The 25,040-nt window shown below is 67.0% G+C and carries 23 protein-coding genes; 9 read left to right on the top strand and 14 right to left on the bottom strand.

All coding sequences use genetic code 11. From position 1 onward, the window contains the following. Nucleotides 1–92 precede the first annotated feature (92 nt). A complete protein-coding gene (locus ABQJ54_RS08290) occupies nt 93–848 on the bottom strand; it encodes a Bax inhibitor-1/YccA family protein (protein WP_367853827.1) in 756 nt (251 codons plus the stop codon). 123 nt (nt 849–971) lie between these two features. On the opposite strand from ABQJ54_RS08290, the gene ABQJ54_RS08285 reads away from it, so the two are divergent. Together ABQJ54_RS08285 and ABQJ54_RS08280 are read left to right on the top strand one after the other, a co-directional pair. Beyond that, on the top strand, nt 972–1,184 hold the full coding sequence (locus ABQJ54_RS08285) for a hypervirulence associated TUDOR domain-containing protein (protein WP_367853826.1): 213 nt from the start codon (nt 972–974) through the stop codon (nt 1,182–1,184). After that, the gene (locus ABQJ54_RS08280) at nt 1,181–1,729 is read left to right on the top strand and encodes a DUF488 domain-containing protein (protein WP_367853825.1); all 549 of its coding nucleotides are present in this window, start codon (nt 1,181–1,183) and stop codon (nt 1,727–1,729) included. The genes ABQJ54_RS08285 and ABQJ54_RS08280 overlap by 4 nt, the downstream gene beginning before the upstream one ends. 70 nt (nt 1,730–1,799) lie before the next feature. On the opposite strand, the gene ABQJ54_RS08275 is transcribed toward ABQJ54_RS08280, so the two are convergent. Further along, a complete protein-coding gene (locus tag ABQJ54_RS08275) occupies nt 1,800–2,783 on the bottom strand; it encodes a helix-turn-helix transcriptional regulator (protein ID WP_367853824.1) in 984 nt (327 codons plus the stop codon). A gap of 156 nt (nt 2,784–2,939) precedes the next feature. Here ABQJ54_RS08275 and ABQJ54_RS08270 point away from each other — a divergent pair, with 156 nt between their 5' ends. Next, a complete protein-coding gene (locus ABQJ54_RS08270; RefSeq protein ID WP_367853823.1) occupies nt 2,940–3,869 on the top strand; it encodes a hypothetical protein in 930 nt (309 codons plus the stop codon). A 64-nt stretch (nt 3,870–3,933) separates the two neighbouring features. Further along, nucleotides 3,934–4,752, top strand: a complete 819-nt coding sequence (locus tag ABQJ54_RS08265; RefSeq protein ID WP_367853822.1) for a DUF481 domain-containing protein — start codon at nt 3,934–3,936, stop codon at nt 4,750–4,752. Nucleotides 4,753–4,963: 211 nt separating this feature from the next. On the opposite strand, the gene hemC is transcribed toward ABQJ54_RS08265, so the two are convergent. From hemC to ABQJ54_RS08240, 5 genes are all read right to left on the bottom strand, one after another. Then, complete coding sequence (hemC, locus tag ABQJ54_RS08260) at nt 4,964–5,875, bottom strand: hydroxymethylbilane synthase (RefSeq protein ID WP_367853821.1); 912 nt, start codon at nt 5,873–5,875, stop codon at nt 4,964–4,966. A 90-nt stretch (nt 5,876–5,965) separates the two neighbouring features. Then, nucleotides 5,966–6,670 (bottom strand): LytR/AlgR family response regulator transcription factor, encoded by a 705-nt coding sequence (locus tag ABQJ54_RS08255; protein ID WP_367853820.1) that lies wholly within the window; start codon nt 6,668–6,670, stop codon nt 5,966–5,968. Beyond that, nucleotides 6,648–7,718 (bottom strand): sensor histidine kinase, encoded by a 1,071-nt coding sequence (locus ABQJ54_RS08250; RefSeq protein ID WP_367853819.1) that lies wholly within the window; start codon nt 7,716–7,718, stop codon nt 6,648–6,650. The genes ABQJ54_RS08255 and ABQJ54_RS08250 overlap by 23 nt, the downstream gene beginning before the upstream one ends. A 30-nt stretch (nt 7,719–7,748) precedes the next feature. After that, nucleotides 7,749–8,417 carry an alpha/beta hydrolase gene (locus ABQJ54_RS08245; RefSeq protein ID WP_367853818.1) on the bottom strand — a complete coding sequence of 223 codons (669 nt, stop codon included), beginning with the start codon at nt 8,415–8,417 and terminating at the stop codon, nt 7,749–7,751. 79 nt (nt 8,418–8,496) lie between these two features. Continuing rightward, nucleotides 8,497–9,141, bottom strand: coding sequence for a cysteine hydrolase family protein (locus ABQJ54_RS08240; protein ID WP_367853817.1), 645 nt, complete (start codon nt 9,139–9,141; stop codon nt 8,497–8,499). A gap of 131 nt (nt 9,142–9,272) precedes the next feature. Between ABQJ54_RS08240 and ABQJ54_RS08235 the strand changes: the two genes are divergently transcribed. Continuing rightward, a complete protein-coding gene (locus ABQJ54_RS08235; protein WP_367853816.1) occupies nt 9,273–10,226 on the top strand; it encodes a GlxA family transcriptional regulator in 954 nt (317 codons plus the stop codon). Between the two features lie 3 nt (nt 10,227–10,229). Here ABQJ54_RS08235 and ABQJ54_RS08230 read toward each other — a convergent pair whose 3' ends face one another. Next, the gene (locus tag ABQJ54_RS08230) at nt 10,230–12,377 is read right to left on the bottom strand and encodes a prolyl oligopeptidase family serine peptidase (protein ID WP_367853815.1); all 2,148 of its coding nucleotides are present in this window, start codon (nt 12,375–12,377) and stop codon (nt 10,230–10,232) included. Between the two features lie 136 nt (nt 12,378–12,513). Here ABQJ54_RS08230 and ABQJ54_RS08225 point away from each other — a divergent pair, with 136 nt between their 5' ends. The 4 genes from ABQJ54_RS08225 to ABQJ54_RS08210 all read left to right on the top strand — a co-directional run bounded on the left by ABQJ54_RS08225 (nt 12,514) and on the right by ABQJ54_RS08210 (nt 20,516). Then, nucleotides 12,514–14,925, top strand: a complete 2,412-nt coding sequence (locus tag ABQJ54_RS08225) for a S9 family peptidase (protein ID WP_367853814.1) — start codon at nt 12,514–12,516, stop codon at nt 14,923–14,925. 205 nt (nt 14,926–15,130) lie between these two features. Then, entirely contained in the window at nt 15,131–19,597 is a 4,467-nt protein-coding gene (locus ABQJ54_RS08220; RefSeq protein WP_367853813.1) for an RHS repeat-associated core domain-containing protein, read from the top strand. After that, nucleotides 19,594–19,926, top strand: coding sequence for an ankyrin repeat domain-containing protein (locus ABQJ54_RS08215; RefSeq protein ID WP_367853812.1), 333 nt, complete (start codon nt 19,594–19,596; stop codon nt 19,924–19,926). The genes ABQJ54_RS08220 and ABQJ54_RS08215 overlap by 4 nt, the downstream gene beginning before the upstream one ends. A 230-nt stretch (nt 19,927–20,156) precedes the next feature. Beyond that, a complete protein-coding gene (locus ABQJ54_RS08210) occupies nt 20,157–20,516 on the top strand; it encodes a hypothetical protein (RefSeq protein WP_367853811.1) in 360 nt (119 codons plus the stop codon). A gap of 32 nt (nt 20,517–20,548) precedes the next feature. On the opposite strand, the gene ABQJ54_RS08205 is transcribed toward ABQJ54_RS08210, so the two are convergent. The 6 genes from ABQJ54_RS08205 to ABQJ54_RS08180 form a co-directional block, all read right to left on the bottom strand. Beyond that, nucleotides 20,549–21,316 carry a sulfite exporter TauE/SafE family protein gene (locus ABQJ54_RS08205; RefSeq protein WP_367853810.1) on the bottom strand — a complete coding sequence of 256 codons (768 nt, stop codon included), beginning with the start codon at nt 21,314–21,316 and terminating at the stop codon, nt 20,549–20,551. Beyond that, the gene (locus ABQJ54_RS08200; protein WP_367853809.1) at nt 21,316–21,747 is read right to left on the bottom strand and encodes a protein tyrosine phosphatase family protein; all 432 of its coding nucleotides are present in this window, start codon (nt 21,745–21,747) and stop codon (nt 21,316–21,318) included. Before ABQJ54_RS08200 ends, ABQJ54_RS08205 begins: the two co-directional genes overlap by 1 nt. Then, complete coding sequence (locus tag ABQJ54_RS08195) at nt 21,744–22,691, bottom strand: c-type cytochrome (RefSeq protein WP_367853808.1); 948 nt, start codon at nt 22,689–22,691, stop codon at nt 21,744–21,746. The genes ABQJ54_RS08200 and ABQJ54_RS08195 overlap by 4 nt, the downstream gene beginning before the upstream one ends. Continuing rightward, complete coding sequence (locus ABQJ54_RS08190) at nt 22,688–23,335, bottom strand: c-type cytochrome (protein ID WP_367853807.1); 648 nt, start codon at nt 23,333–23,335, stop codon at nt 22,688–22,690. The genes ABQJ54_RS08195 and ABQJ54_RS08190 overlap by 4 nt, the downstream gene beginning before the upstream one ends. 10 nt (nt 23,336–23,345) lie before the next feature. Further along, a complete protein-coding gene (locus ABQJ54_RS08185) occupies nt 23,346–24,284 on the bottom strand; it encodes a molybdate ABC transporter substrate-binding protein (RefSeq protein WP_367853806.1) in 939 nt (312 codons plus the stop codon). A 159-nt stretch (nt 24,285–24,443) separates the two neighbouring features. Beyond that, nucleotides 24,444–24,983, bottom strand: a complete 540-nt coding sequence (locus tag ABQJ54_RS08180; protein ID WP_367853805.1) for a DsrE family protein — start codon at nt 24,981–24,983, stop codon at nt 24,444–24,446. Between the last annotated feature and the right edge of the window lie 57 nt (nt 24,984–25,040).

Here is a 25,040-nt window from a genome sequence, read left to right as displayed (position 1 = left end):
AGCACGAGCTGACTGATTCGCAGGAGTCGAATCCGGGCATGTACCGGATTCGACGAGCGGGGAAAGGGCAGAAGCCCTTTCCCCGCTATCGGCTAATTCCGCGACTGCAGCTTCGACAGCAGGCGCAACATCTCCAGGTACAGCCACACCAGGGTGACCACCAGCGCGAAGGCGCCGTACCACTCCATGTACTTCGGCGCGCCGGCATTGACGCCCTGCTCGATCATGTCGAAGTCCAGCACCAGGTTCAGCGCCGCGATCACCACCACGGCGAGGCTGAACAGGATGCCGATGCCGCTGCTGCCGGTGATGAAGCCGAAGGAATGGCCGAAGAAGCCCATCACGAAGCTGGCCAGGTAAATCAGCAGGATGCCGCCGGTGGCGGCGACCACGCCCGCACGGAACTTGTCGGTGACGCGGATCAGCCCACTGCGATAGCCCAGCAGCAGCACGGCCATGGTGCCGAAGGTCAGCGCCACCGCCTGCATCACGATGCCGGGATAGCGCATCTCGAAGATCGCCGACAGCGCCCCCACGAACACGCCCTCGGCCAGCGCGTAGAGCGGTGCGGTGACCGGCGCCCAGGTCTTCTTGAACGCAGTGATCATGGCCAGCACGAAACCGGCCAGCGCACCGGCGAGCACCAGCGGCGCCATCGCAGGCAGGCTGGCCGGACCAGCGAAACGGCTCCAGCTGAACATCGCTCCGACCACCACCAGCAGCAGCAGCAGGCCGGTCTTGTTGACCGTGCCGTTCAAGGTCATCGCGGCGCCGTCGCGGCTGAACACCGTGCCGCTGGCCGCGTCGAGGAAGGTGTTCTTGTTGAGTGCGGGATTGCCGCTTTGCATGTCGTACTCCAGTCAGTTGCTATCCATCCTAGCCGGTCGCGATACGGCTTGCCGGCAGCGACCCCGCCTGCACGCCTCCGGTGCAAGGATGACGGGCATCGTCAACAGGCAGAGACCGCCATCATGAGCCTGCAGTTCCACGTCGGCGACCATGTGCGCTGGAATTCCGAGGCCGGCTACGTCACCGGCCGCATCGTGAAGGTGCACACGGCCGACACGCTGTACAAGGGCTATCCGCGCCATTGCAGCCCGGACGACCCGCAATACGAGATCAAGAGCGACAAGACCGACCACATCGCCATGCACAAGGGCGCGGCGCTGCAGAAGATCGCGTGAACGCCGCCGCCCCCGCCACGGTCTGGACGATCGGCCACTCCACCCGCACGCTGGAGGAGTTCCTCGCCCTGCTTGCGGCCTTCCGCATCGAGGCGGTCGCCGACGTGCGCCGTTTCCCCGGTTCGCGGCGCTGGCCGCAGTTCGCGCGCGACGCACTGGCCGTCAGCCTGGCCGCACACGGCATCGGCTACCGATGGTTTCCCCAACTGGGTGGGCGCCGCCGCACGCGCCCGGACTCGCCGAACACCGCCTGGCGCAACGCCGCGTTCCGCGGCTACGCCGACCACCTCGCCAGCGCGGAATTCGCCGAGGGGCTGGCCGGGCTGCTGGCGTTCGCGGCGCGCCAGCGCACCGCAGTGATGTGCGCCGAAGCGGTGTGGTGGCGCTGCCACCGTTCGATCATCGCCGACGTGCTGAAGCAGCGCGGCATCGAGGTGATCCATATCCTCGGCCTGCAACACGGCGTGGTGCACCCGTGGAGCTCGGCCGCGCAGGTCGAGGACGGCAAGCTGAGCTACGCGGCGTCGCAATCGACGCTGCGGTAGGAGCGCCCCCTGTGCGCGATGGCTTTTGGTTTCGATCAAGCACCAGGCCATTCGCGCACAGGGTGCGCTCCTACCGCGGCGGACCTTGGTACGCGCCCTGCGCCAGCTGCAGCAGGATCTTCATTTCCTCGCGCAGCGGCAGCGGCGCGACCACCTCGGCGTCCGGGCCGTACTTGAGCACGTCCATCAGCAGTTCCTTCGAGTTGGAATACGGCAGCTGCAGCTCGTAGCGGCCGTCGGCCAGCCATTCGCCCTTCTGCTGCGAATGCCAGTGTTCGTCGGCCACCCAGCGCGCGGCGTGCGAGGAGAAGCGGATGGTGGCCCAGGCCTTGGGCTGGCCGGCGAAGATGCCGTAGCTGGAGGCAAGCGCCTGGTCCAGCTCCGCATCAGGCACGTCGCGCGCCGGAGCGTCCAGCGCCTGCGCCTCGGCAATGCGGTCCACCGCGAAGCTGCGCAGCGCCTCGCGGTCGTGGTCCCACACGTCGAGATACCAGTTGTCGCGGTAATGGGTGAGGCGTTGCGGCGATACGGTGCGGCGGCTGTCCGCGCCGGTGGTGCGCGCGCGGTAGCGGAAGCGCAGCTGCTTCCGCTCCAGCACGGCGCCGGCCACGATGCGGAACGCCTGCTGGTCGAGCTTGCGCGCGCCCCACGGGATCACCCGGATGCGCTCGACCGGCAGCGCCTTGCCGCTGCCGCGATCGGACAGCAGGTGCTCGATGCGCGACTTGAACGGCGCCAGCGCGCCGGCCAGCACGCCGGGACCGCTGCGGCCGATCAGCTCGTTCAGGGCCAGCAGCGCGGCCAGTTCGTCGGAGGTGAGCCACAGCCCCGGCAACTCGAAGCGCTCACCCTCGCCCAGTTCGTAGCGGAACGCGGCATGCTCGCCGCCGGCGCTTTCGAGCGGCGCGCCCAGCGCATCACGCAGGAAGCCGATGTCGCGGTACAGCGTGGCGCGCGAGCATTCCAGCTCGTCCATCAGCTTGGGCAGCGGCACCGGGTAATGCGCTGACTTGAGCAGGCGATGCAGGGTGAGGATGCGTTCGTAGCGGTCCATGGCAGGCTCGGTGGTCGCGGGCAGTGATGCAGGACGGGACTTCTAGCATGGGTACGCCTGCCGGCGCCCGCAAGCCTGCCGAACGTTTGCCTAACCCGCGCACACGACGGCTGGCTTAAGCTTGGAATTCCCGCCTTCCCCGGACGGTACCCATCCATGCAGTCCACCCGCGAGTGGCCCGATGCGAGCGCCGCCGGCGCCGCGCCGCCAGCACCACCGAGCGTCCGCCCTACCCGAGCCGCCGCACTCCTGCAGGTGCTGGCGACCGGCGGCTACGGTGTGTGGCTGTGGCTGGGCCTGTCCCTGCTGCTGGGGCTGAGCCGGCTGGGCCGCAACGGTACCCTGGTTCCGCTGGGGCTGGGTGCGGTGCTGGTAGGTGCCGGCCTGCTGCTGGCCTGCCTGCGGATACCGGGGCTCGCGTACTGGCACGGCTGGCAGCCGCGCCCGGGCCATCGCCCCACGCGTTCCGCGTTGACAGCCTTGGTCACCTGGTTGCCAGTGCTGGCGGTGGCGGGCCTGGCGCATGGCGACAACAGCTTCTGGGTGACCCGGCTGGCCGGCGCACTGCTGATGCTGTGCAGCCTCGTCAGCCTGCTGCAGGCCACCCATGATGATCGCGCCTGCCTGCCAGCCCCACTGCAACGCGCGACCGCCCTGTTGCCGGCCTGCCGCATCACCACCGCGGCCTATACGGGCGGCCTCTGGTTGTGGCTGAGCGTGCTGGCGCAAGGCGGGTTCGACGGCAGCCACGATGCCTACCTGTGGATCCTGTTGCTGTTCGCACTGGCACTGGGCCTGGGCTTGCTCGAAAGCGGGATGTGGCAGTCCCTGCGCGAGCCCGAGGCCGTCTCCGGCGAAGTCACGGCGAGCCGCAGCCGATTCCCCGCACGCCTCGTCGCGGCACTGCTGACCTACGCGCTGCCCTGCATGGCACTGCTGCTGGGTGGCACCGCAGGCAGCCTGTTGGCGGCCGCGCTCGCCGCGCCCAGTGGCGTGCTTGGCCAGTTGCTGGAGCGTTACCTGTACGAGGTCGCGCTGACCGATACGGCAGCCGCGAGGCCCGCTCCACCGGCTCGTGTTCATTGAAAATTCAAGCCATTCCGTTAAGGTGTGCGACTTACAATTGTTTAACGAAATGGAACCCCCATCGATGAACAAGACTCTGATCGCCGCCCTGCTGCTGGCAGCCTGCGCCAGCTTTGCCGTGCAGGCGCAAGACGCCGGCAACGGCAACGGCAACAGCGCCAACAACGGCGGCTGGAGCGGCTCGGGCGAGTTCGGCTACGCCTCGGCCACCGGCAACACCCGCTCGCAGAACGTCAATGCCAAGCTCGGCCTGAACCAGGAAAACGAGCAGTGGAAGAACAACTTCTTCCTGGACGTGCTGCGCACCAAGGTGCAGGAGAAGGTGGTTACCCCGGCCGGCAACACCGTCAATGAGTTCGAGACCACCGCCAACCGCTACGACGGCGGCGCCTCGGTGGGCTACAAGCTCGACCCGCGCAGCTACATCGTGGGCGCGGCGCGCTACGACCACGACGACTTCGGCGCCAACCTGTGGCAGGGCGTGGTCTCGCTGGGCTACGGCTACATCGCGCTGAAGGACGCACGCAACGAGCTGTCGTTCGAAATCGGCCCCGGTTACAAGGAATACCGGCCGGCAGAGCTTCCGATACTCGTCGACGGCGTCAGCATCAACCAGACGCAGCCGGTGGAACACGAGATGGTGGCCCGCGGGCTGATCAACTACAAGCTCCGCCTCACCGCCAATACTTCGCTCGAGGACACGTTCCTCACTGAAGCGGGCTCCAAGAACACCTACATCCAGAACGACGCTGGCCTTGCCGTCAGCATGACCAAGAAGCTGGCGCTGAAGGTGGGCTTCCAGGTGCGCCACAACAGCAGCGTGCTGCCGGGCATCAAGAAGACCGACACGCTGACCACCACCAACCTGGTCTACAACTTCTGACCAGCGTCCGACAGATCGCTGGTCAGCGCATTCCACGGATGGATTGCGCGCCGATCAGGCACCTTGGGGCTTGATCGGCGGAGCCAGGTCCGGCTGCAGGCCGGACTTGGCGAGTCGAGGAAGTGCAGGCAAGCACTTTCTCGACATCATGTCAGGGATACGCAACTGCAAAACGGCCCCAGCCACCGGTGGGGCCGCTTTCGTTCCGGAGTCAGACTCCCAGAAACGCGGCCGCACCCTGCGCGAACAGCGCCTGCGCCACCGTATGCCCCAGCGCCACGGCGTCCTCGCCGGCCGCCTGCGCGTGCAGCAGGCGGCCGCTGGCCGCATCGCCCACCAGGCCGCTCAGGTGCAGGCCGCGTTCGGTGACCGTGCACCACGCGCCCACCGGTACCGTGCAGCTGCCTCCCAGCGCCTGGTTCATCGCGCGCTCGGCGCTCACCTCCAGCCGCGTGTCGGCATCGTCCAGCACCGCGAGCAGGGCGAGCGTGGCCGGCTGGTCGACGCGCGCCTCGACCGCGATCGCCGCCTGTCCCGGCGCCGGCAGCCAGTCCGGCGCGGCCAGCCGGCTGCGGATGCGCGCGGCCAGGCCCAACCGCTCCAGCCCCGCACAGGCCAGCACGATCGCGTCGTAGTGGCCAGCATCCAGCTTCGCCAGCCGCGTGCCCACGTTGCCGCGCAGGTCCAGCAGTTCCAGGTCCGGCCGCAGCGCACGCAGCTGCGCCTGCCGGCGCAGCGAGGACGTACCCACCTTCGCGCCCAGCGGCAGGGCGGCGAGATCTGCATGATCCTTGCTGACGAAGGCGTCCGCGGCATCCGCGCGCGGCAGGATCGCCGGCAACGCGAAGCCCGGCTCCAGCTCCGCCGGCACGTCCTTCAGCGAGTGCACGGCAAGGTCGGCGCGGCCTTCCAGCATCGCCACCTCCAGTTCCTTGAGGAACAGCCCCTTGCCGCCGATCGTCGCCAGCGGCTGGTCGAGGATCTCGTCGCCGCGCGTGGACAACGGCACCAGATCCACCATCAACCCCAGATGAGCCGCACGCAACAACGCCGCCACGTGCTCGGCCTGCCACAGCGCGAGCGCGCTCTTGCGGGTGGCGATGCGCAGGGTGTTCGGGGTCATGCAGGCTCCGTGGTCTGACTCGTGCACCATTGTCGCCGATGCCACGACGATTGCGCAGACAGCGACGAATCGACGCGCCGCGCGGACCGCTCACCCCATCCGCAGCAGCTTGCGCAGGGCCGGCAGGTTACGCCGGCTCACCTCGGGGCTGAAGTCGGTGCCGGCGAGGCGTGCCAGCACGCGTCCATCGGGCAGGCTCCTCAGGCCAAGCAGGCGGGCGGGCGGTACCAGGCAGTTGCGGTGCAGGCGGATCAACTGGGCGGGATAGGCTTCCTCCAGCTGGCGCAACGACTCGTCGATCAGGAGTTCGCCGCCAGCGTGCCGCACGCACACGTATTTTTCCTCGGCGAGCAGGCAGATCACCTCGTCCAGCGCCACGCGGACTTGCTCGTCGCGCACGCGCGCATGCAGCCACGCGGCGGCGGCGCGCGGCGCCTCGGCCAGACGCTTGCGCGCACGCTGCAACGCCTCGCGCAGGCGTTCCAGCCGCACCGGCTTCAGCAGGTAATCCACCGCCTCCAGTTCGAAGGCGTGCAGCGCGTGGTTCTCGTAGGCGGTGCAAAACACCACTTGCGGCCGCGCGCGTCCGGCCAGGCGCGCAGCCAGTGCCATACCGTCGAGGCCCGGCATGTTGATGTCCAGCAGCAGCAGGTCGGGCTGCAGTCCGCCGAGCGCCGCCAGCGCGGCCTCGCCGTCGCCCACGCTGCCGGCGAGCTCCACGCCATCGCACTCGCCCAGCAGCGTGGCGAGCCGCATGCGCGCCAGTGGCTCGTCATCGACGATCAAGACGCGCATCGCCACTCTCCTTGTTCTCCAACGGCAACTGCAGGCTCACCACGTAGCGCTCGCCCTGCGGTCCGGCCTGCACTGCCGCGCGCGGGCCGTAACGGAACGCCACGCGCCGGCGCACGCTGTCCAGGCCATGGCCGTTGCCGCCGCGCGCGGGCGAGGACGGCAACGGGTTGGCGATCTCGATCACGATGGCGTCGCCCCGGCGTTCGCCGCGCAGCGTCACCACACCGCCTTCGCGCAGGGGCTGGACGCCGTGGCGCACCGCGTTCTCCAGCAGCGGCTGCAGCAGCAGGCGGGGCAACGGAAAGCCGGGCGGCAGGTCGTCCAGCTCGCGTTGCACGCGCAGGCGTTCGCCAAGACGCAGCTGCTCGATCGCGAGGTAACGGTCGAGCAGGGCCAGCTCCTCGCCCAGCGTGCCGTCGCCCTGCTCGTGCTGGCCCAGCGCGGCACGGAACAGCTCGGCCAGGTCCTCCACCGTACGTTCGGCCGCCGCCGGATCGACCGGAATCAGCGCCGCCACGGTGTTCATGCTGTTGAACAGGAAGTGCGGACGGATGCGCGCCTGCAACGCCTCCACCTGCGCCCGCGTCACCGCGGCAAGGCGCAATCGCCACTGCGCAGCGACATAGAAGTAGCGCAGGATCGCCGCGCCGAGCAGGGCCGCGATCAGCACGTTGTCGAACACGAAGGTTGTCGCGCCGTCGCTCAGCAGCCCCATCCGCAGGGATTCGTCCAGGCCATGTGCCACCCAGCTTGCCGTGCCGACGATCGGCATGATCAGCAGCCACGCAGCGATGTAGGGCAGGTGTCCGGGCAGGCGCTGCAGCCACGCCCGCAGCAGGCACAGCATCACCCCTAGCACCAGCACCAGCCAGGTCACGAACAGGATGCCCACGCTGTAGCCGGAGAAGTCGCGATGGTTGCCCGCGGCCAGCCACACCACGGTGGCGGCGAGCGCGCCGGTCACCAGCAGGGTGAACAGCACCGGCAGGCTGCAGAAATCCGGCAGCGGACTCGGTTCGTCGCGGGTACGGAAAAGAGGTTCGCGCATGCGCAGAGTATGCCGCAGCGCCGAGCCGGATCAGGTCAGCCGTGCGCCCAGCCACGTGCGCAGGTCGGCGATTTCCTCGGCGCAGACCGCATGTGCCATCGGGTAGCTGTGCCAGTCGACGCGATAGCCGAGGCCTTGCAGCAGGTCGCGGCTGGCGCTGCCGCGCGGCGGGATCACCACCGGATCGAGGTTGCCGTGCGCCTGGAAGATCGGCGCGTCCGCATTCGCTGCGCTGCGCTCGGCGGCCAGCGTGTCGGCGATCGGCAGGTAGGTGGACAGCGCCACGATGCCGGCCAGCCGCCGCACATGGCGCAGGCCCGCGGCCAGCGCGATCGCGCCGCCCTGCGAGAAGCCGGCGAGGAAGATGCGCTCGTCGGGTACGCCACGTTCGCGTTCGCGGTCGATCAGCGCCTCGGTGGCGGCGATGGAGGCGCGGATGCCCGTCTCGTCCTGCTGCGCCACCAGGTCGAAGCCGTAGATGTCGTACCACGCGTGCATCGCCATGCCGCCGTTGATCGTCACCGGCCGCACCGGCGCATGCGGGAACACGAAGCGCAGCGCCGGCCAGTCCGCCGCCACCAGCTCCGGCACGATCGGCGCGAAGTCGTGGCCGTCCGCACCCAGGCCATGCAGCCACAAGATGCTGTAGCGGGGGCTGGCGGCGGTTTCGTGTTCGACGGCGGGGAGCAGGGCGGACATGGCGGGATCGTTGCGGAAAGGCGCACAGCTTAGCGCCTGCGGCGATCCCTGCCTGCACCTCCCCGCTGCCAGCCGCAGTTCAGGCCGCCTCGTCGAGCCGCGCCAGCGCCCGCTGGTGCGAAGCGTGGATGCTGTCGCGCTCGGGCATGGTGCCGCTGGCCAGGTGGGCGACCCACTCCGCGGTCGTCATCACCGCCGCATAGCGCGATTGCTCCACCACGGCGAACACGCGATGGATTTCCTCGGCGCTGGCACGACCGGCCCGGTTGGCATAAGGCACGCTGCCGGAGGCATCCATCAGGAATTCCACGGCAAGACCCGCGTCGAAAGCGTGCTTGATCGTGGTGTCGTTGCAGTTGTGGGTCATGTAGCCCACCACCACCAGGGTGTCGATGGCCTGCGTTTCGAGCCAGTCGCCGAGATCGGTGCCGGCGAAGGCGCTGGGCAGGGTCTTGCGCAGGTAGTGCTCGCGCGGGCGACCCGCAACGGCCGGGTGCAATTCCCAGCCATGCGAACCGGTGGCGAACAGCGGCGCATCGGCCGGCGAGGACTGCTGCGCCACGATCACCGGGATGCCGGCGGCATGCGCGGCGTCCATCGCGCGACCGATGTTGCGCAACGAATCGGCCACCGGCGGGTACTGGATGCGCAGGCCACCGCTCTCGTATTCGTTCTGCACGTCGATCACGACCAGTGCACGGCGCGGGGTGTGGACTTCAGTCATGGTGGCTTTCCTGGGATACATGGGACGGCCTGTCCCGGTGACGCCATGATCCGCATCCGCAGGCATGGCCGACAGTGGCCTGATTGCCAATCCTGATTAGAATCGGGCCAATCGATGCGGAGGGTTCCGGAATGACCAGGACACGCGTGGCGGTAGTGGCGTTCGACCAGATACGGCCATTCCACCTGTCGGTACCGTGCGCGGTATTCGGCGAGGCGGCCGGCGAAAACGCGTCGCCGTTCGACCTGCGGGTGTGTGCCGTCGATCCTGGCGAGCTGCGCACCCGTGCGGGTTTCGGCATCGTGGCGCAGCATGGGCTGCGCACTCTGGCCTGGGCCGACATCGTGGTGGTTCCCTCGTGGCGCGATCCGCGCGAGACGCCACCGCCATCGCTGCTGGCAGCGCTCAGGCGGGCGCATGCGCGCGGCGCCTTGGTCGTCGGCCTGTGCGTGGGCGCCTTCGTGCTCGCCGAGGCCGGTCTGCTGGACGGTCGCCGCGCCACCACGCACTGGCGCTGGGTCGCGCGCTTCGCAGAACGCTATCCGCGGGTGCGGGTCGATCCCAACGTGCTGTATGTGGATGAGGGCGACGTGCTGACTTCGGCCGGCACCGCCGCCGGCATCGACTGCTGCCTGCACGTGCTGCGCCACCACCTTGGTGCGGAGGCGGCGAACCGCGTGGCGCGCACCCTGGTGGTGCCGCCGCACCGGCAGGGGAGCCAGGCGCAATACATCGAGCACCCGGTATTGGCGACCGCGCGCGACACGCCGCTGACGAAGACGCTGGACTGGGCCGCACGCCACCTCGACGAGGCGCACAGCCTCGACTCGCTGGCCGCCCGCGCCGCGATGAGCCGGCGCAGCTTCACCCGCCACTTCCGCCAGCACACCGGCGCCACCGTGGGCCAGTGGCTGCTGGCGCAGCGGCTGGCGCTGGCGCAGCGTCTGCTGGAAACCACCGCGCAGCCGATCGAGCGCATCGCCGAACGCGCCGGTTTCGGCACCGCGTTGTCCATGCGCCAGCATTTCGGTGCGGCACTGCACACCACGCCTTCGCTGTACCGCCGCGAATTTCGCGGCGGCTAGGAGCTACTTCGCCGGCAAGCCCAGCTCCTGCGCGAAGAACGTCAGCATCAATGCGGTGTTGCCCACGCGCTGGGAGAACGGCGCGCCGATGCCGTGGCCGGCGTTCATGCGCGTGAGCAGCAGGATCGGCTGGTTCGACGTGGTGGCGTCCTGCAGCGCGGCGGTGAACTTGCGCGACTGCCACGGCGCCACGCGCGGATCGTTCGCGCCGGTGGTCATCAAGACGGCGGGATAGGCGGTGTGCGGCTGCACGTTCTGCAGCGGCGAGTATGCCAGCGTGGCTTTGAACTGCGCGGGGTCGGCCACCGTGCCGTATTCGGGCACGTTGTAGGCGCCGTTGGCGAACTCGGTCTCGTGGCGGATCACATCGTAGATGCCGACCATGCTCACCACGGCGCGGTAATCCTGCGGATGCTGCACCAGCGAGGCGCCCATCAGCAGGCCGCCGTTGCTGCCGCCGAGGATGCCGAGGTGCTGGCGGTCGGTCCAGTGCGTGTCGATCAGCGCCAGCGCGGCGGCGTGGAAGTCGTCGAACACGTTCTGCTTGTGCAGCTGTTGGCCCTGCTCGTGCCACAGCTCGCCGTTCTCGTTGCCGCCGCGGATGTTGGCGACGGCCAGCACGCCGCCGCGCTCAAGCCAGGCCAGCTCGGGGCCCACGAAGTGCGGCGCCACCGGAATGTCGAAGCCGCCGTAACCGTAGAGGATGGCGGGCCGTGCACCGTTCGGCGCCACACCCTGCATGGCCAGCACGGTGACCGGGATCTTCGTGCCGTCCTTCGAGGTGCCGTCGATGCGATGCACCTCCACCTTCGAGTAATCGGCGGCGGCCTTCACCTCGAACACGGTCTTCAGCGTGCCGGCCCTGGCGTCATACTCGGCCCAGCGCGAGGGCAAGGTCCAGCCGCCGTAATCGATCAGCGCATGGTCCTGGCCCTGTTCGGCGGCGATGCCGTCGATGCCGATGCCGTGCGCCGGCAAGGGCAGGCGACGCACGAACTTCGCCGCGCGATCGTACTGCTCCACCCACCAGTCCGGTCCCCAGCTGCGCACCACCAGGAAGCCGTCGGCGATCGGCGCCACCTGCTGCAACGCGCCTTCGCGCTGCCCCAGCACCTCGTTGGCCTTGCCGCTCGCGTCCACCGCCAGCAGCTTGCCGCGCGGCGCGGCGGCGAAGCTGGCCGCGTACAGGCGCTGGCCCACCCAGCCGGCGAAGCGCACGTCGGCGGCATCGCCCAGCGCCTTCTTCCACGTGTCGCCTTCGCGCAGCCATACCTCGGCCGGGCCGCCATCGCCCTTGTTGGCCAGCACGGCGAGCTGCTTCGCGCCGGGCGAGGAGAGCAGCCGGTATTCGGCCACCTTGGAGTAATCCTTGCCGAATACCGCGACATCTTTCGTGGCCGGCTCGCCCAGCACGTGATGCACCAGCGCGGCGTGGAACTGCACCACTGCATGCCCTGCAGGCGGCGGCGGGAAGCGGACGTAGGTGAAGCCCTGCTCGTCGGCGTCCCAGGCCAGACCCTGCGGCGTGGTGCCGCCGCCGGCCCAGGGCAGGGCATCGGGCAGGGTCTTGCCGCTGCGCACATCGAGCACATGGATGGTGGTGAGTTCGCTGCCGCCCTCGGCGGTGCCGTAGGCGAGATAGCGGCCGCTGGGCGAGGGCCAGTAACCGGTGATCGCGGTGTTGCCGCCGCCGGCGTTGAGGTCGACCAGCACGCGCGGCCTGCCGTCCGGCCATGCCTGCGCCATCAGTTGCGGCTGCGGCTGCGGCGGCGTTTCCTGCAGGTAGAACAGCGTGCCACCCGCGAGCAGCGGCGAGGAACGCGTGGTGGAGGTGATCGCCAGCTGCTGCACGCGCGCGTTCATCGTCTTGCCGTCGGGCATCGCCGCGATCATGTAGTCGGTGTAGCGGTTCTGCGCGGCGATCCAGTGCTGCACATCGGGCTGGCCGGCGTTTTCCAGCCAGCGGTACGGATCGGCCACGCGCACGCCGTGCAGCACGGTGGCGTCGTCATGGCGGGGCGACGCGGGTGGCAGCGGCGGGTGACCGCCGATCAGCGACACATCGTTGCGGACGGGCGACGGCATTTGCTGCCCGGCGGCGGATGCGGTGGCGACGAACAGCGCAAGAGAGAAGGCCAGCACGGTGCGCATGCGGATTCTCCAGACGATGGCGAGGTATTCGAGCGTAACGCCAGGCGGCCCCGCGTGCACCTGACTTTCGGCACGGGCGAAGCCGGCCGGCCGGCGCGCTCGGCTATGCTCCGCTCTTTTGTCGCAGGGAACCGCCATGCGCCGTATCGCCTTTGTCGCCGCGCTCCTGTTCACCGCCGCGCCGGCCCTCGCCGGCGGCCTGACGCTGGAGCAGATCATGGCCAGCCCCGACTGGATCGGCCAGCCGGTGGAGAACCCGTACTGGAGCGTGGACGGGCACAACCTGTACTACTCGCTGAAGCGCGATGGCGACCCGGTGCGCGACCTCTACCACGTGAACGCGGCGGGCGGCACCGGCACCAGGCTCGATCCCGCCGCGATGGCGCAGGCCGAAGGCCCGGCAGTGTACGACCGCAGCCACACGCACGCCGCCTTCATCCTGCACGGCGACGTGTTCCTGGTGGACCTGGCCAGCGGCCGCCGCATGCAGGTGACGCGCTCGCCGCAGCCGGAATCCTCGCCGCAATTCTCCGCCGACGGTCGCACGCTGCAGTTCCGCGACGGCAACGACTGGTACGGCTACGACCTCGCCAGCGGCATCACGTCGCCCACGGCGATCCTGAAGTTCGCCGACGATCCGCAGGCGCAGCAGCCCGACGCGCTGGAACGCCAGCAGCTGGCGCTGTTCAGCACGCTGCGCGAGATGAAGGCCGACCGCGATGCGCGCCATGCCCGGCAACAGGCGCTGGACGTCGCCGATCCGGGGCGCGCGCCGCAGCCGTTCTGGCTGGGCGACAAGGTCAAGGCGGTGGACACCGAGCTGTCGCCCGACGGCCGCTGGATGCTGGTGGTCACCGAACCCGCGCACCGCGACGACGGCAAGGCGCCGGGCGTGATCCACTACGTCACCGACTCGGGTTACACCGAGGTGCAGAAAGCGCGCGACTACGTCGGCCGCAACGACCCCGCGCCGCAGTCGCTGCTGCTGCTCGATCTCTCCGCGCACAAGGTCTGGCCGCTCGCCACCAACACGCTGCCCGGCATCAAGGACGATCCACTGAAGGCGATCCGCGACCAGACCATCGCCGCGCTGGAAAAGGCCGGCCACGGCGACGAAGCCAAGGCGCTGAAGGCGCCGGCCGTGCGCCCGGTGACCATCGCCAGCGAAGGCAGCGGCGGTGGCATCGTATGGAGCGACGACGGCAACCAGGCCGCCGTGCAGCTGCGCGCGATCGACAACAAGGACCGCTGGATCGCCAGCGTCGATTTCGCCAGCCACGCCCTGGTGCCGCAGGACCGCCTGCACGACGGCGCCTGGATCAACTGGAGCTTCAACGACTTCGGCTGGCTGAAGGACGGCCGCACGCTGTGGTACCTCAGCGAAGCCAGCGGCTGGTCGCGGCTCTACGTGAAGCCGCTGGACGGCAAGGCGAAGGCGCTCATCGACAACAGCCGGTTCGAGGTCAGCCAGCCCCAGCTCAGCGAAGACGGCCAGTGGTTCTACGTGCTGGCGAACAAGCTGGCGCCGTACAGCTATGACGTATATCGCCTGCCTTCCGGTGGCGGTCCGCTCACCCGCGTCACGCAGTACGAAGGCGTGGACGGTTTCACGCTGTCGCCCGACGGCAGCCGGCTCGCCGTGCTGCACTCGGCACCGTACCTGCTCAGCCAGCTCGCCGTGCAGGACGCCGCCGGCGGCGCGCCGCGCGAACTCACCGACACCATGAAGAGCGCGTACACCGCGCAGCCGTGGATCCAGCCGCAGTTCGTCGAAGTGCCCTCGTCGCATGGCGCCGGCGTGGTCTACGCCAAGTACTACGGCCCCGCCGACGAGACCGACGCGCCGGATTCGCGCCCCGCGGTGATCTTCGTGCACGGCGCCGGCTACCTGCAGGACGTGTCGAAGCAGGAGACCTACTACATCCGCGAGCAGATGTTCCAGAACCTGCTGGTGCAGCAGGGCTACGTGGTGCTCGACATGGACTACCGCGGCTCGGCCGGCTACGGCCGCGACTGGCGCGACGCGATCTACCGCAAGATGGGCCACCCCGAGCTGGAAGACCTGCTCGACGGCAAGGCCTGGCTGGTGCAGCACCACGGCGTCGACCCGAAACGCGTTGGCATCTACGGCGGCAGCTACGGCGGCTTCATGACCGAGATGGCGCTGCTGCGCGCGCCGGGCCAGTTCGCGGCGGGCGCCGCGCTGCGCCCGCCGGCGGACTGGGCCACCTACAACCACGAGTACACCTCGAACATCCTCAACGACCCACAGCTCGATCCCGAGGCGTACAAGGCCAGCTCGCCGATCGAATACGCGCAGAACCTGCAGGACCCGCTGCTGATCGAGCACGGCCTGATCGACGACAACGTGATGGCCAGCGACTCGATCCGCCTGTACCAGCGCTTCGTCGAACTGCACAAGAAAAACTTCTGGATCTCGCTGTACCCGCTGGAGCGCCACGACTTCGAGCATGCGGACGACTGGTACGACGAGTACCGGCGGATCGACGAGTTGTTCGATACCTACGTGAAGCGGCGTGGTGCGTAAGGAGGTGGGATGCGCTCGGTGGCTCGTGCAGACGAGCCACCGGGAAGTAGCGCAGCAACCTCTTGATCGTTGCGAAGGAAATTGACCCCCATCATCAGCAATACCCCCGTCAACTTTTGAGGGCGTCGTTCACAATCATGCAAGATTGGATAGTGATAGGTTTCCCAGCGTGAGCATTCGAGCTCATCCTTGAAGGGGGTAAATCATGCTTGTTCCGCGCACTGCTGCGCCGCGTTGCTTGGCCGTTATATTGGTAGTGACAGCTGGCACAGCACCCATCTCGGGCCTCAAACGTCTGGGTGCGCTGTTCGCTCTCCTGCTGTTTGCTATCGCCTATCCAACATCTGTCATGGCGAACAGCGGCTGGTGCGTACCTCCAAGCCAAAGTTACGCTTCCTATGAAAGTGCATATGAAACCTGTGTAACCGAAATGCAGGCAACGGAGCAGACGAGTTACTGGACGCTCATCAATCCCTGCCATATCTACAGCATGACGGCAGCATCGGGGGGTGGCTACCAAGGGGTGTGGGAAGCTACATGGACATACCTGGGGGGCTACTCCAATCAGACGGTGGACTTCTTGTGCAATGGTGTCACTCAACCGTCCTCCGGCAAACAGAATGGAAAGCCGCCGGGTTCCAATGGTGTGGGTGACCCCATTAACGCCGGCACGGGCAATGTCTTTCGCGAGGATGAAGACTTCAGTGCGGGTCGTTGGCTCAAGTTCGAGCGGTTCTACAACAGTGCTTCCAGCGCGGGTACAAGCACTCTGGGTCTGCGCTGGCGTCATACATACGCCAGCAGTCTTGACTACGTAGCAGGGTCGACGTCCGGCACAGGCACAGTGACCATCACGCGCGAAGATGGGCGGGTCAGCACATATTCGTTGTCGAACGGCACATGGGCGGGCGAGCCCGACGTCCCCGATGCCTTGACCGAGCAAAAAGACAGCAGCGGAAATCCCACCGGATGGACCTTGTTGCGTGTCGACAACCGGAGTACGGAGCTGTTCAACGCATCCGGTCAGCTGGTCAGCATCCAGGACCCGAACGGGTTTGTGACCACCCTCAACTACAGCACGGCCGCCACGCCCGCCAATGTGGCGCCTGGATCGGGTTATTTGATTTCGGTGGTCGATCCGCAGCAGCGGACTATTCAACTGATCTACAACGGCGCTGGCCTGATCAATCAGGTCATCGCGCCGGATGGATCGACTTACGGCTATGCCTACGACAGCAATGACGAACTGCAAACGGTCACTTACCCGGACGGCAAGACCTGGACCTATCTCTACGATGAATCGCCCAACAACGGCGGCGATACCACTCCGGGACTGTTGACCGGCATTCTCGACGAAGACGGCAATCGCTATTTCAGCTACAGCTACAACGCTTCGGGCCAGGGCATCAACAACCAGATGGCCGGAGGTGTCGAGTCCTATTCCATAACCTACAACAGCGACGGTTCCGCCGATGTGGTCGACCCGATGGGAACTTCTCGCCTCCACACCTTCAGTACAATCATGGGGGTTCCGCATGTAGCCAGCATCAATGGTACGTGTGAGGCTTGCTCGAACATCAGTTCCTGGTCGTACGACCTTACTGGTGTACAAAGCAAAACCACGGATTTCAACGGCAATATCACTACTTATCAACACGATGTGGATGGCATGCAGAACAACCGGGTCGATGGCTCGGGAAGTCCCGCGCAACGAACGACGATGACCACATGGAATGATACGTTCCATGTCCCGACCCAGCGGATCGTCTTTAACGCCAGTTCCGCGCCGGTGGCGCAGACCGAATGGGTGTACAACGGCGCCGGCCAAGTGCTCGCACGCTGTGATGCCAACCCCTCGGTATCGGGTGCAACGTCGTATGCATGCTCGAATACCGGCACCGTTCCAGCCGGTATCCGCCGCTGGACCTATACCTATTGCACTACCGTCGGCACCGATTGTCCGCTCGCAGGCCTGATGCTCACCGCCACGGGCCCGCGCACCGATCTCACGCAAACAACGAGTTACAGCTACTACACCAGCAGCAGCGCCACCGATTGCGGCTCCCCCGGCGCCGCCTGCTACCAGGCCGGCGATCTGTCCCAGGTGACCGATGCCCTGGGCCACGTCACCACGATCGCCTCCTACGACGCCGACGGCCGCATCACGCGGGAGACCGACGCCAACGGCGTCGACACCGACATGACCTACACCCCGCGCGGCTGGCTGGCCTCGCGCAGCGTGGGCGGTGCCACCACGAGCTTCACCTATACCCCCTACGGCGCGGTGCAAACCGTCACCGATCCCGATGGCGTCACCACCACCTACGGCTACGACGCCGCGCATCGCCTGACCTCGATCACCGATGCGCTGGGCAATGTCATCCAGTACACCCTCGACGCCGCCGGCAACAAGACCGCCGAACAGGTCTACGACTCCAGCGGCACGCTGCACAAGCAGCTCACCCGCACCTTCAACGCGCTGGGCCAGCTCACCACGGTGATGGATGGCCTCAACAACACCGTGTTCAACTCCAGCGCGAGTGGCAACTACGATGCCAACGGGAACCTGTTGCAGAGCACGGATGGATTGGGCATCCAGCAGGACCGCAGCTACGACGCGTTGAACCGGCTGGTCAGCACCATCGCAAACTACGACGGTAGCGACACGGCCACGGCGAATACCACCACCCAATTCACCTACGACAGCCTGGACCGGCTCACCCAGGTCACCGACCCCAGCAAGCTCGCCACCACCTACCGCTACGACGGCCTCAACGACGCCACTGGCCAGACCAGCCCGGACACCGGTACCACCAGCCGCATCTTCGACACGGCCGGCGACATGCTCACGGGCACCGACGCCAAGGGCATCACGGCCACGCACAGCTACGACGCGCTGGACCGGCTGACGGGGACCAGCTACGCCGACAGCACCCAGGACGTGGCCTACCACTACGACGAGGCCAACAGCGTCACCGGCTGCAGCAGCTCGTACCCGGTCGGCCGCCTGACCCGCATCGTCGAGGCCACCGTCACCACGGTGTACTGCTACGACGCCCAGGGCCGGGTGATCGAGAAGCAGCAGGCCACCGGCGCCACCACCGATACCACCGGCTACGCGTACACCGCCGCCGGCCGGCTGAGCGGCCTGCTGTATCCCAGCGGTACGTTGGTCGCCTATACCCGTGACGGCGACGGACGCATCCAGAGCCTGAGTGTCACGCCACCTTCCGGCGCGGCCAGCAGCGTCGTCAGCGGCGTGACCTACCAACCGTTCGGCCCGGTCAGCGGCTACACGCTGGGCAACGGGCAGACGATCACGCGCACGTACGATGCGAACTACCGGCTGACGGACCTGACGAGCCCGGCCTTCAGCCTGCACGTGGCGCGGGATGCGATGGGGGACATCACGGCCCTCGGCAACGCGCCGGGGGCGAACCCGGCGACGGAGACCTACAGCTACGACGCGCTGGACCGGCTGACGCAGATCACCGAGGCCAACGGCAGCGTGCTGGAGGGCGTCACCTACAATCCGACGGGCGACCGGCTGAGCAAGACCGGCAGCGGCCTGGCCACGGGTGCGTACAGCTACAACTCCAACACCCACCAGCTCATCGCGACCGGCAACATGGCGCGGACGGTGGATGCCGACGGCAACACCACGGCCATCGACGGGGCCAGCGGCGACTACAGCTTTGGCTACAGCGACTGCAACCGCATGGTCGTGGCCCAGGTCGGCGGCAGCACGGTGGGCAGCTACACCTACGATGCGCTGGGCGAGCGCATCCAGAAGGTTGCCGGTACGGCCAGCGAGCGCTACAGCTACGACGAAGGCCAGCAGCTGCTCAGCGAGCTGGGGGCCACCAATCGGGACTACGTGTGGATGGACGGCATCCCGGTGGCGAACGTGGATACCACCGACACCACCAGCACCATCGCTTACGTTACCGCTGACCAGTTGGGCACGCCACGGGCCATCAGCAACGGCAGTGGAGCGACGATCTGGCAGTGGCCGTATCAGGGCAACGCTTTCGAGGAACTATCGCCGACGTCTTCGACAGGTTACGTGTACAACCTGCGCAGCGCGGGCGAATACTTCGATGCCGAGACTGGCCTCAACAGCAACGGCTTCCGCACACGGGATACGAGCGCGTGGCGGTTCCTGCAGAGCGATCCGCTGGGGCTGGAGGGCGGCATCAGTACCTATGCAGCGGTTGGTAACGACCCGCTGAGTTACACGGATTCGTTAGGGTTGGCCGTAGGAGCCATTCCTACATCTCCCTGGACAGTTGCTGCCGAGCGCGCGGCGGCTGTGGATGCAGTGGGCGGTGGCCCGGAAGATCCAGTGGGCGATTTGGTTGCGCTTGGCGTCTTCGCGGGATCTGTCGCTGGTATGAGTCAACAGATGAGCTGGAATTCAGATCCGGCAGCAATCGCAGAGTATGAGGCATATAAATCCGCATACAGGCAACCGCCGCCGGATGGCTTAGATCCGTGTGAAAAGGCTAAGTGGCAATTGGCACGCGAGGAAGCTTTATTGGTGGCTCGCATTGCGTGGGATGCTCAGTGGGGACCGGGTACGCATGCCCAGGCTATCCAAGAGTCAGAAAATGCTGTTCGAAATGCTCAGAAACGAGTTGAAAAGGCCTGCAAATGTCAATCTCAGAAATGACCCCTGAAGAGAAATCGGAAATTCAGTCTCGTTACTATTACTTATATAATAATAACGAGGAGTTGAATGATCCAATAGACCCGTTAAATTATATTGATTCCTCGGGTGATCGCTTGATTCATATTGCATCAGGCTTGGGCGATCTTAGGACTGTTGAGCTACTGATTTCCGCCGGTCAGGATATCAATCAAATGGGCGATATGGGCTATACTCCGCTGCATTGGGCGTATAGGAGTAAAAACCAAGATCTTATCGAATTTTTGTTGTCGCACGGCGCTGATTTAACCATTAAAAATGGTTTTGGAAAATTGCCCAATGAATGTGAATAGCCGTGGCTGGATAAGAGCCGCTAAGAGAGACTTTCTCCGCTGCTGAGCCAACTGAAACCGGAGCATGAGTCGGAACGCCTGTCTCGTATGCGCGCGTGCCGGATGCGAGCCGAAACTCGCGTCTAGGGAAAATCGCACCGAACCGGGAGAACGTGTCTTCGTCAGGGGCTTGCCAACCCGCGCTAGGCAACTTGCGAAGTGTCGGGCTGAGCACGGTGGAGAATAATTGCATGCGAAATATCGAGATTCGAAAATTGAAAGAGGCCATAAACCTCCTTCTTGATCACGTCATTGATAAGGGCTCCGATAGCATCGCCTTAGAGGAGCAGTTTTACTGGAAGGTCAGCGACAGCGAGAAATACAAAGTGAACAGCGAGCCAACCGAACTTACTGTAGGCGACTTGTTCGACGATTTAGATTTCGTAGAAAATGTTCTACACAGCAAAGATAATCTTGTGGCTTACACCTTGACTGAGGTGGCTCCCATTCTTGCCTACGTGGGTGAGGCTGCCAGTTGTGCCGCCAGCCCGGCTTCAGCCCAGCCAGCTTCCACCAATGGCCGCTGGGCAGAATGGAAGCTAAGGTCTTAACGACGTGAAGTGCCATCCAGCCGCCAGCAGGCTCAAACATGCAGGTTCCGCACCAGCATGTATATCGCCACCACAATGACAGCGACCGCAAACACGAGGTTGAGCGCGCCGCGCGTGCGTGCCAGACGCTGCGCGAGACGCGCCCCCAGCCAGCCGCCCGCGATGCCACTGGCCACGAACAGTGCGGCGATGTGCCAGTCGACCAGTCCCGAAGCGGCGTAGTTGATGGCGGTGGTGGAAGCAAACGCGCCCACCGCGACCAGCGAGCTGCCGATGGCGGCGATGATCTCCATGCCGCTGGCGAAGATCAGGCCCGGCACGATCAGGAAGCCGCCGCCGATGCCGAAAAAGCCGGACAACATGCCCGCGCCGAAGCCGGTAGCACCTAGACGGGGAAACAGCCGCGGTTTCGGATAGCTGCCGTCCGCGCCGCCGCGCCGTCCGCGCAGCATCAGCGCCGCCACCACCAGCATCAGCACGGCGAACAGAACGAGCAGGTGATGGCCATCCACGCGCTTGCCCAGCGTGGAACCGGCGAACGCGCCCAGCACGCCGCATGCGGCGAACACCAGCGCGGCGGGCCAGCGCACGTGGCCGGCGCACGCGTGCGGCACGAGGTTGATGAAGGCATTGGCCGCCACCGCCACCGCGCTGGTGCCGATGGCGAGGTGCGGGTCGTGCAGGCCCACCACGTACAGCAGCATCGGCGTGGCGAGGATAGAACCGCCGCCGCCGATCAGCGCCAGCGAAAAACCTACCAGCGAGCCGCAGGCCAGCGCCAACAGGTCGGCGGACAGCATCAGGGCGATGCACCCGGTGCGCGACGCAGCACCGCGGGATGCAACGCGTAGCCGGCATCGGCGGCAATGCGCTGGATGTTTCCGGCATCCAGTGCGCCCGCCATCGCCAGCGCCCACAGGTGGATCGAGCGCGTGCCGGTGCGGCAGAACGCCAGCACCGGCGCGGGCAGCGTGTGCAGCGCCTCGGCGAACGCGGCGACATCGGCGTCGCGCCATTGCCCGGAGACGACGGGGATGTGGCACCACACGAGGCCGTGCGCTGCCGCGGCCTGCAGGAGTCCGGCGCTGGCCGGCTGGTCTGCCGTCTCGCCGTCGGGGCGATTGCAGATAAGGCTGCGCCAGCCTTGCGCGGCCAGCGCAGCGATGTCGTGCGCGTCGAGTTGTCCGGCCACGCCGAACGCGGGCGTGAGGCGATGCACCGGCGTGTTCACTTCGCCACCCCGCTGCCGAGCAGGTGGCCGTTCACCGTGGTGCCGTACAGCGACATCGGTGTGTCGTGGTATTTCGCGCGGGTGGCGGCGACGTCGCCGGCGTAGCGCGGATCCTGCGGGCGCTCGTGCGCGTCCATGTACATCGCCACGTCCCACGCGTCCTGGTCGCTCAGCGTGCCGCCGCGGCTGAGCGGCATGTTGGCCTTGATGAAGGCGGCGGCGTTGTCCAGCTCGTGCATGCCCGCGCCCCAGTTGAAGGACTGCGGCCCCCACAGCGGCGGGAACACGTTGCGCCCGGCCACCTGCTGGCCCTGGCCGTCGGCGCCGTGGCACAGCGCGCAGTCCTGCGCGTACACCGCGGCGCCGCGCGCATAGTCGGGCGGTTGCGGCGGCTTGAAGCCCTGCTTGGGATAACCCGCGCCGGCCAGTTTCACGCCGTTCGGCGCGCCCTTGCTCATCCACCACGCGTAGCTTTCCAGCGCCACGATGACGTCGCTGTCCAGCGGCGGCGCCTTGCCGTTCATGCTGAAGCGGAAGCAGCCCTGCAGGCGTTCGCCGAAGCTGTTCACGTGGCCGTTCTTCTTGCGGTACTGCGGATACATGCCCCAGGCGCCCCACAGCGGCGCGGAGTTCGCGAGGCGGCCGGCGTCGAGGTGGCAGTTGCTGCAGCTGAGGCCGTTGCCCACGTAGTCGTGGGCGTGTTCCGGCGTGTCGGTGAAGATCGCGCGACCCAGGCGGATCTCGTCGCCCAGCGGGCCGGCGGGAATCGCCGATTCGGGCGGCGGCGTGAATGCAGGCTGCGCCTGCTTCGGCGCAGCCTTGGCCGTTTGCATGGCGCCCGATGCGGCCGGCGCGCTTTTCGCGGCGACAGCCGCATCGGGCGCCTGATGCGAGCATGCGGCAAGCGCCAGCGTACCGAGCAGCACGATCGGCAAGTGTTTCATGGCGTGCTCCCCTTGGCCGGCAGCGGCTGTGCGGCGAACCAGGCGGCCACGGCGTCGATCTCCCGGGGCGTGAGTTGCTGCGCGACGTGCTGCATCAGTTGCAGCGGGTCGTTGTGGCGCGTGCCTTGCTGCCACGCCCGCAACTGCGATGCGATGTAGGCAGTGGACTGGCCGGCCAGTGGCGGGAAGTTCGCACCCACGCCCACGCCGCCGGGCGCATGGCATTGCACGCAGGCAGGCAGCTCGCGGCTCCAGTCGCCGCGCGTCGCCAGCTTCGCGCCGATATCGTCGGCGGGCGGCGTGGTGGCGGCATGTGCGGGCACCGGCAGCATGCTGTAGTACTTCGCCAGCTGGGCACGTTCGTCTTCGCTGAGCGCGCTGGCATTTGGCCGCATCACAGGATTCGCGCGCGTGCCGTTCGCGAAGTCGTCGAGTTGTCGCTGGATATAGGCGGCATCGAGACCGGCAAGCCGGGGATAGCCATTGACCGCCATGCCGCCGCCGTCGACGCCATGGCAGGCCATGCAGGGCGCCGCGCCCTTGCCATTACCCTGGTGCACGATGGCGGCGGCATCGGTGGCGCCGGCGGCGAACGGCAACGCGGCCAGCGGCAGCAGTGCGATCGCGAAGTGCGGCAGGCGCATCGTCAGGCCCTCACTTCGGCGGCTGGAAGCCGTACTTGCGGTAGATCGCCTGCGCCGTCGGGCTCTGCATGAAGGCGAGGAAATCCTTTGCCGCCTGCGGATGCGGCGCGGCCTTCATGCGCGCGGCGGTGTAGGTGGCGACGGCATTCTGCCCGGCGGGGATCGCCACCGTCTCGACCGGGTGATGCAGGATCTGCTGCTGGAAGTACGCCTCGGTGGACCACACCGGCGCGGCGTCCGATTCGCCCTGCAGCACGCGCAGCGGCGACTGCCGATGGTGGATGGTGGTGAGGAAGGTGCTGCCGTCCTGCACCTTGGTCACCATGACCGCATGGTCCAGCGCCTCGCCGCCGGCCTTGCGGTAGCCGGCCTCGATCTGTTTCGCGATGCCTTCCCAGGCCGGGTTCGGCATGCTCACGCGCACGTCGGCGCGGCCGAGGTCCTTCAGGCCCTCGATGTGCCTGGGATTGCCCTTCGCCACCAGGATCGCCAGCGGATTGCGCGCATAGTCGGCGGTGGCGGCGAACCAGCCGTGCTCGTTCTGCAGGCGTTCGACCGCGCCCTTGCCGGCGGTGTAGATGTCGGGCTTCAGCGCAAGACGCAGGTTGCCCATCACCAGCGCACCGCTCTCGATCTGCTTGGCGAGGATGCCGGGCGGCAGGGTTTCCACGAACACGCGCCGGTATTCGGGATGCGCCTGCCTGAACGCCGCGACCAGGTCGTGCACCACCATGAACTGGTTGCCGGCGAAGAACACCGTGAGCTGCGGATCAACCACGTCGCCGTGCAGGTCGGCGATGGCGTCGAACGGCGGCACGCTGAATTGCAGGCCTGCGGGCGGCGGGTTCCATGGGGGGAGGAAATCGGGTTTGGCTTGGTCGGCGGCTTGGACGGTGGCGCAGGTTGCGGCCAGCACGAGGGCAGCCATCCACGGGTACTTGTGCTTCATCGGTGTTCCCCAAGAGCAAGAGCGCGTGCTTGATGCCAAAAAGTGCGTCTTGCACTTTTTGGCTCGCCGAGTCCGGCAAGGCCGGACCCGGCTCCGTTCGCCCTGGCGGGTGCCGCGCCGGGTCGACGTCGGGCCATCCATGGCCCGGCTGATGCCCCTTTACAGGGGCATCAGCGCATAGCCCTGTTGCTGCAGCTCGGTGATCGTGGTGAGCGCGGACAACGCCACCTCCACGTCCTTCGCCACCCAGGCGTCCTCGAAATGGTTCTCGACCACCGCCTGCCCGCACACTGCCACCGTGACACCCGCCTTGCGCAACTGCGCGATCGCGGCCAGGTTGGGGTTGGCCACGCCGAACTTCGCGCGGTAGTGCGCGTCATCCAGCACCAGCGCGGTGGCCGGGCCGTAGGCGATGGCGACGAACTTCAGGTGGTCGAGCGGCACGCCCGAGGCGGCATACAGGTTCACCGTGCGCGCCACGCGCTCCAGCGCGGGATTGACCTGATCAGGCTTGTCGCTGGCCCTGGTCATCGCGAAAACCACCTTGTAGGTGGCATTGCGGTCGGGCAGGAACGCCGCATGCGGTACCGGGTGGAACGCGCCGGCGGCGGTGACGACGGGCGTCTGGCTGTCGCCGGCCATGGCGGCGGCGGGCAACAGGCTGAGCACGAGCAGGCTGGAGAGCAGCGGACGGAGCATGGCGACCTCGCGATTCGTGGCGGCGTGGATGAACGTCGCCGCATGCTAGGCCTCCAC

It is taken from the genome of Rhodanobacter lycopersici, from assembly GCF_040812335.1.
In the GTDB taxonomy this organism is placed as follows: domain Bacteria; phylum Pseudomonadota; class Gammaproteobacteria; order Xanthomonadales; family Rhodanobacteraceae; genus Rhodanobacter_A; species Rhodanobacter_A lycopersici.
This window is presented reverse-complemented; position numbering and strand designations above follow the sequence as displayed.

Bases quoted from the DNA above. Each gene is read 5' to 3' on its own strand.
- ABQJ54_RS08285 (WP_367853826.1), top strand. From the start codon at position 972: ATGAGCCTGCAGTTCCACGTCGGCGACCATGTGCGCTGGAATTCCGAG.
- ABQJ54_RS08180 (WP_367853805.1), bottom strand. From the start codon at position 24,983: ATGCTCCGTCCGCTGCTCTCCAGCCTGCTCGTGCTCAGCCTGTTGCCC.
- ABQJ54_RS08245 (WP_367853818.1), bottom strand. From the start codon at position 8,417: ATGTCCGCCCTGCTCCCCGCCGTCGAACACGAAACCGCCGCCAGCCCC.
- ABQJ54_RS08215 (WP_367853812.1), top strand. From the start codon at position 19,594: ATGACCCCTGAAGAGAAATCGGAAATTCAGTCTCGTTACTATTACTTA.
- ABQJ54_RS08290 (WP_367853827.1), bottom strand. From the start codon at position 848: ATGCAAAGCGGCAATCCCGCACTCAACAAGAACACCTTCCTCGACGCG.
- ABQJ54_RS08235 (WP_367853816.1), top strand. From the start codon at position 9,273: ATGACCAGGACACGCGTGGCGGTAGTGGCGTTCGACCAGATACGGCCA.
- ABQJ54_RS08250 (WP_367853819.1), bottom strand. From the start codon at position 7,718: ATGCGCGAACCTCTTTTCCGTACCCGCGACGAACCGAGTCCGCTGCCG.
- ABQJ54_RS08230 (WP_367853815.1), bottom strand. From the start codon at position 12,377: ATGCGCACCGTGCTGGCCTTCTCTCTTGCGCTGTTCGTCGCCACCGCA.
- ABQJ54_RS08255 (WP_367853820.1), bottom strand. From the start codon at position 6,670: ATGCGCGTCTTGATCGTCGATGACGAGCCACTGGCGCGCATGCGGCTC.
- ABQJ54_RS08220 (WP_367853813.1), top strand. From the start codon at position 15,131: ATGCTTGTTCCGCGCACTGCTGCGCCGCGTTGCTTGGCCGTTATATTG.
- ABQJ54_RS08185 (WP_367853806.1), bottom strand. From the start codon at position 24,284: ATGAAGCACAAGTACCCGTGGATGGCTGCCCTCGTGCTGGCCGCAACC.
- ABQJ54_RS08225 (WP_367853814.1), top strand. From the start codon at position 12,514: ATGCGCCGTATCGCCTTTGTCGCCGCGCTCCTGTTCACCGCCGCGCCG.
- ABQJ54_RS08195 (WP_367853808.1), bottom strand. From the start codon at position 22,691: ATGAAACACTTGCCGATCGTGCTGCTCGGTACGCTGGCGCTTGCCGCA.
- ABQJ54_RS08270 (WP_367853823.1), top strand. From the start codon at position 2,940: ATGCAGTCCACCCGCGAGTGGCCCGATGCGAGCGCCGCCGGCGCCGCG.
- ABQJ54_RS08240 (WP_367853817.1), bottom strand. From the start codon at position 9,141: ATGACTGAAGTCCACACCCCGCGCCGTGCACTGGTCGTGATCGACGTG.
- hemC (WP_367853821.1), bottom strand. From the start codon at position 5,875: ATGACCCCGAACACCCTGCGCATCGCCACCCGCAAGAGCGCGCTCGCG.
- ABQJ54_RS08275 (WP_367853824.1), bottom strand. From the start codon at position 2,783: ATGGACCGCTACGAACGCATCCTCACCCTGCATCGCCTGCTCAAGTCA.
- ABQJ54_RS08265 (WP_367853822.1), top strand. From the start codon at position 3,934: ATGAACAAGACTCTGATCGCCGCCCTGCTGCTGGCAGCCTGCGCCAGC.
- ABQJ54_RS08205 (WP_367853810.1), bottom strand. From the start codon at position 21,316: ATGCTGTCCGCCGACCTGTTGGCGCTGGCCTGCGGCTCGCTGGTAGGT.
- ABQJ54_RS08210 (WP_367853811.1), top strand. From the start codon at position 20,157: ATGCGAAATATCGAGATTCGAAAATTGAAAGAGGCCATAAACCTCCTT.
- ABQJ54_RS08190 (WP_367853807.1), bottom strand. From the start codon at position 23,335: ATGCGCCTGCCGCACTTCGCGATCGCACTGCTGCCGCTGGCCGCGTTG.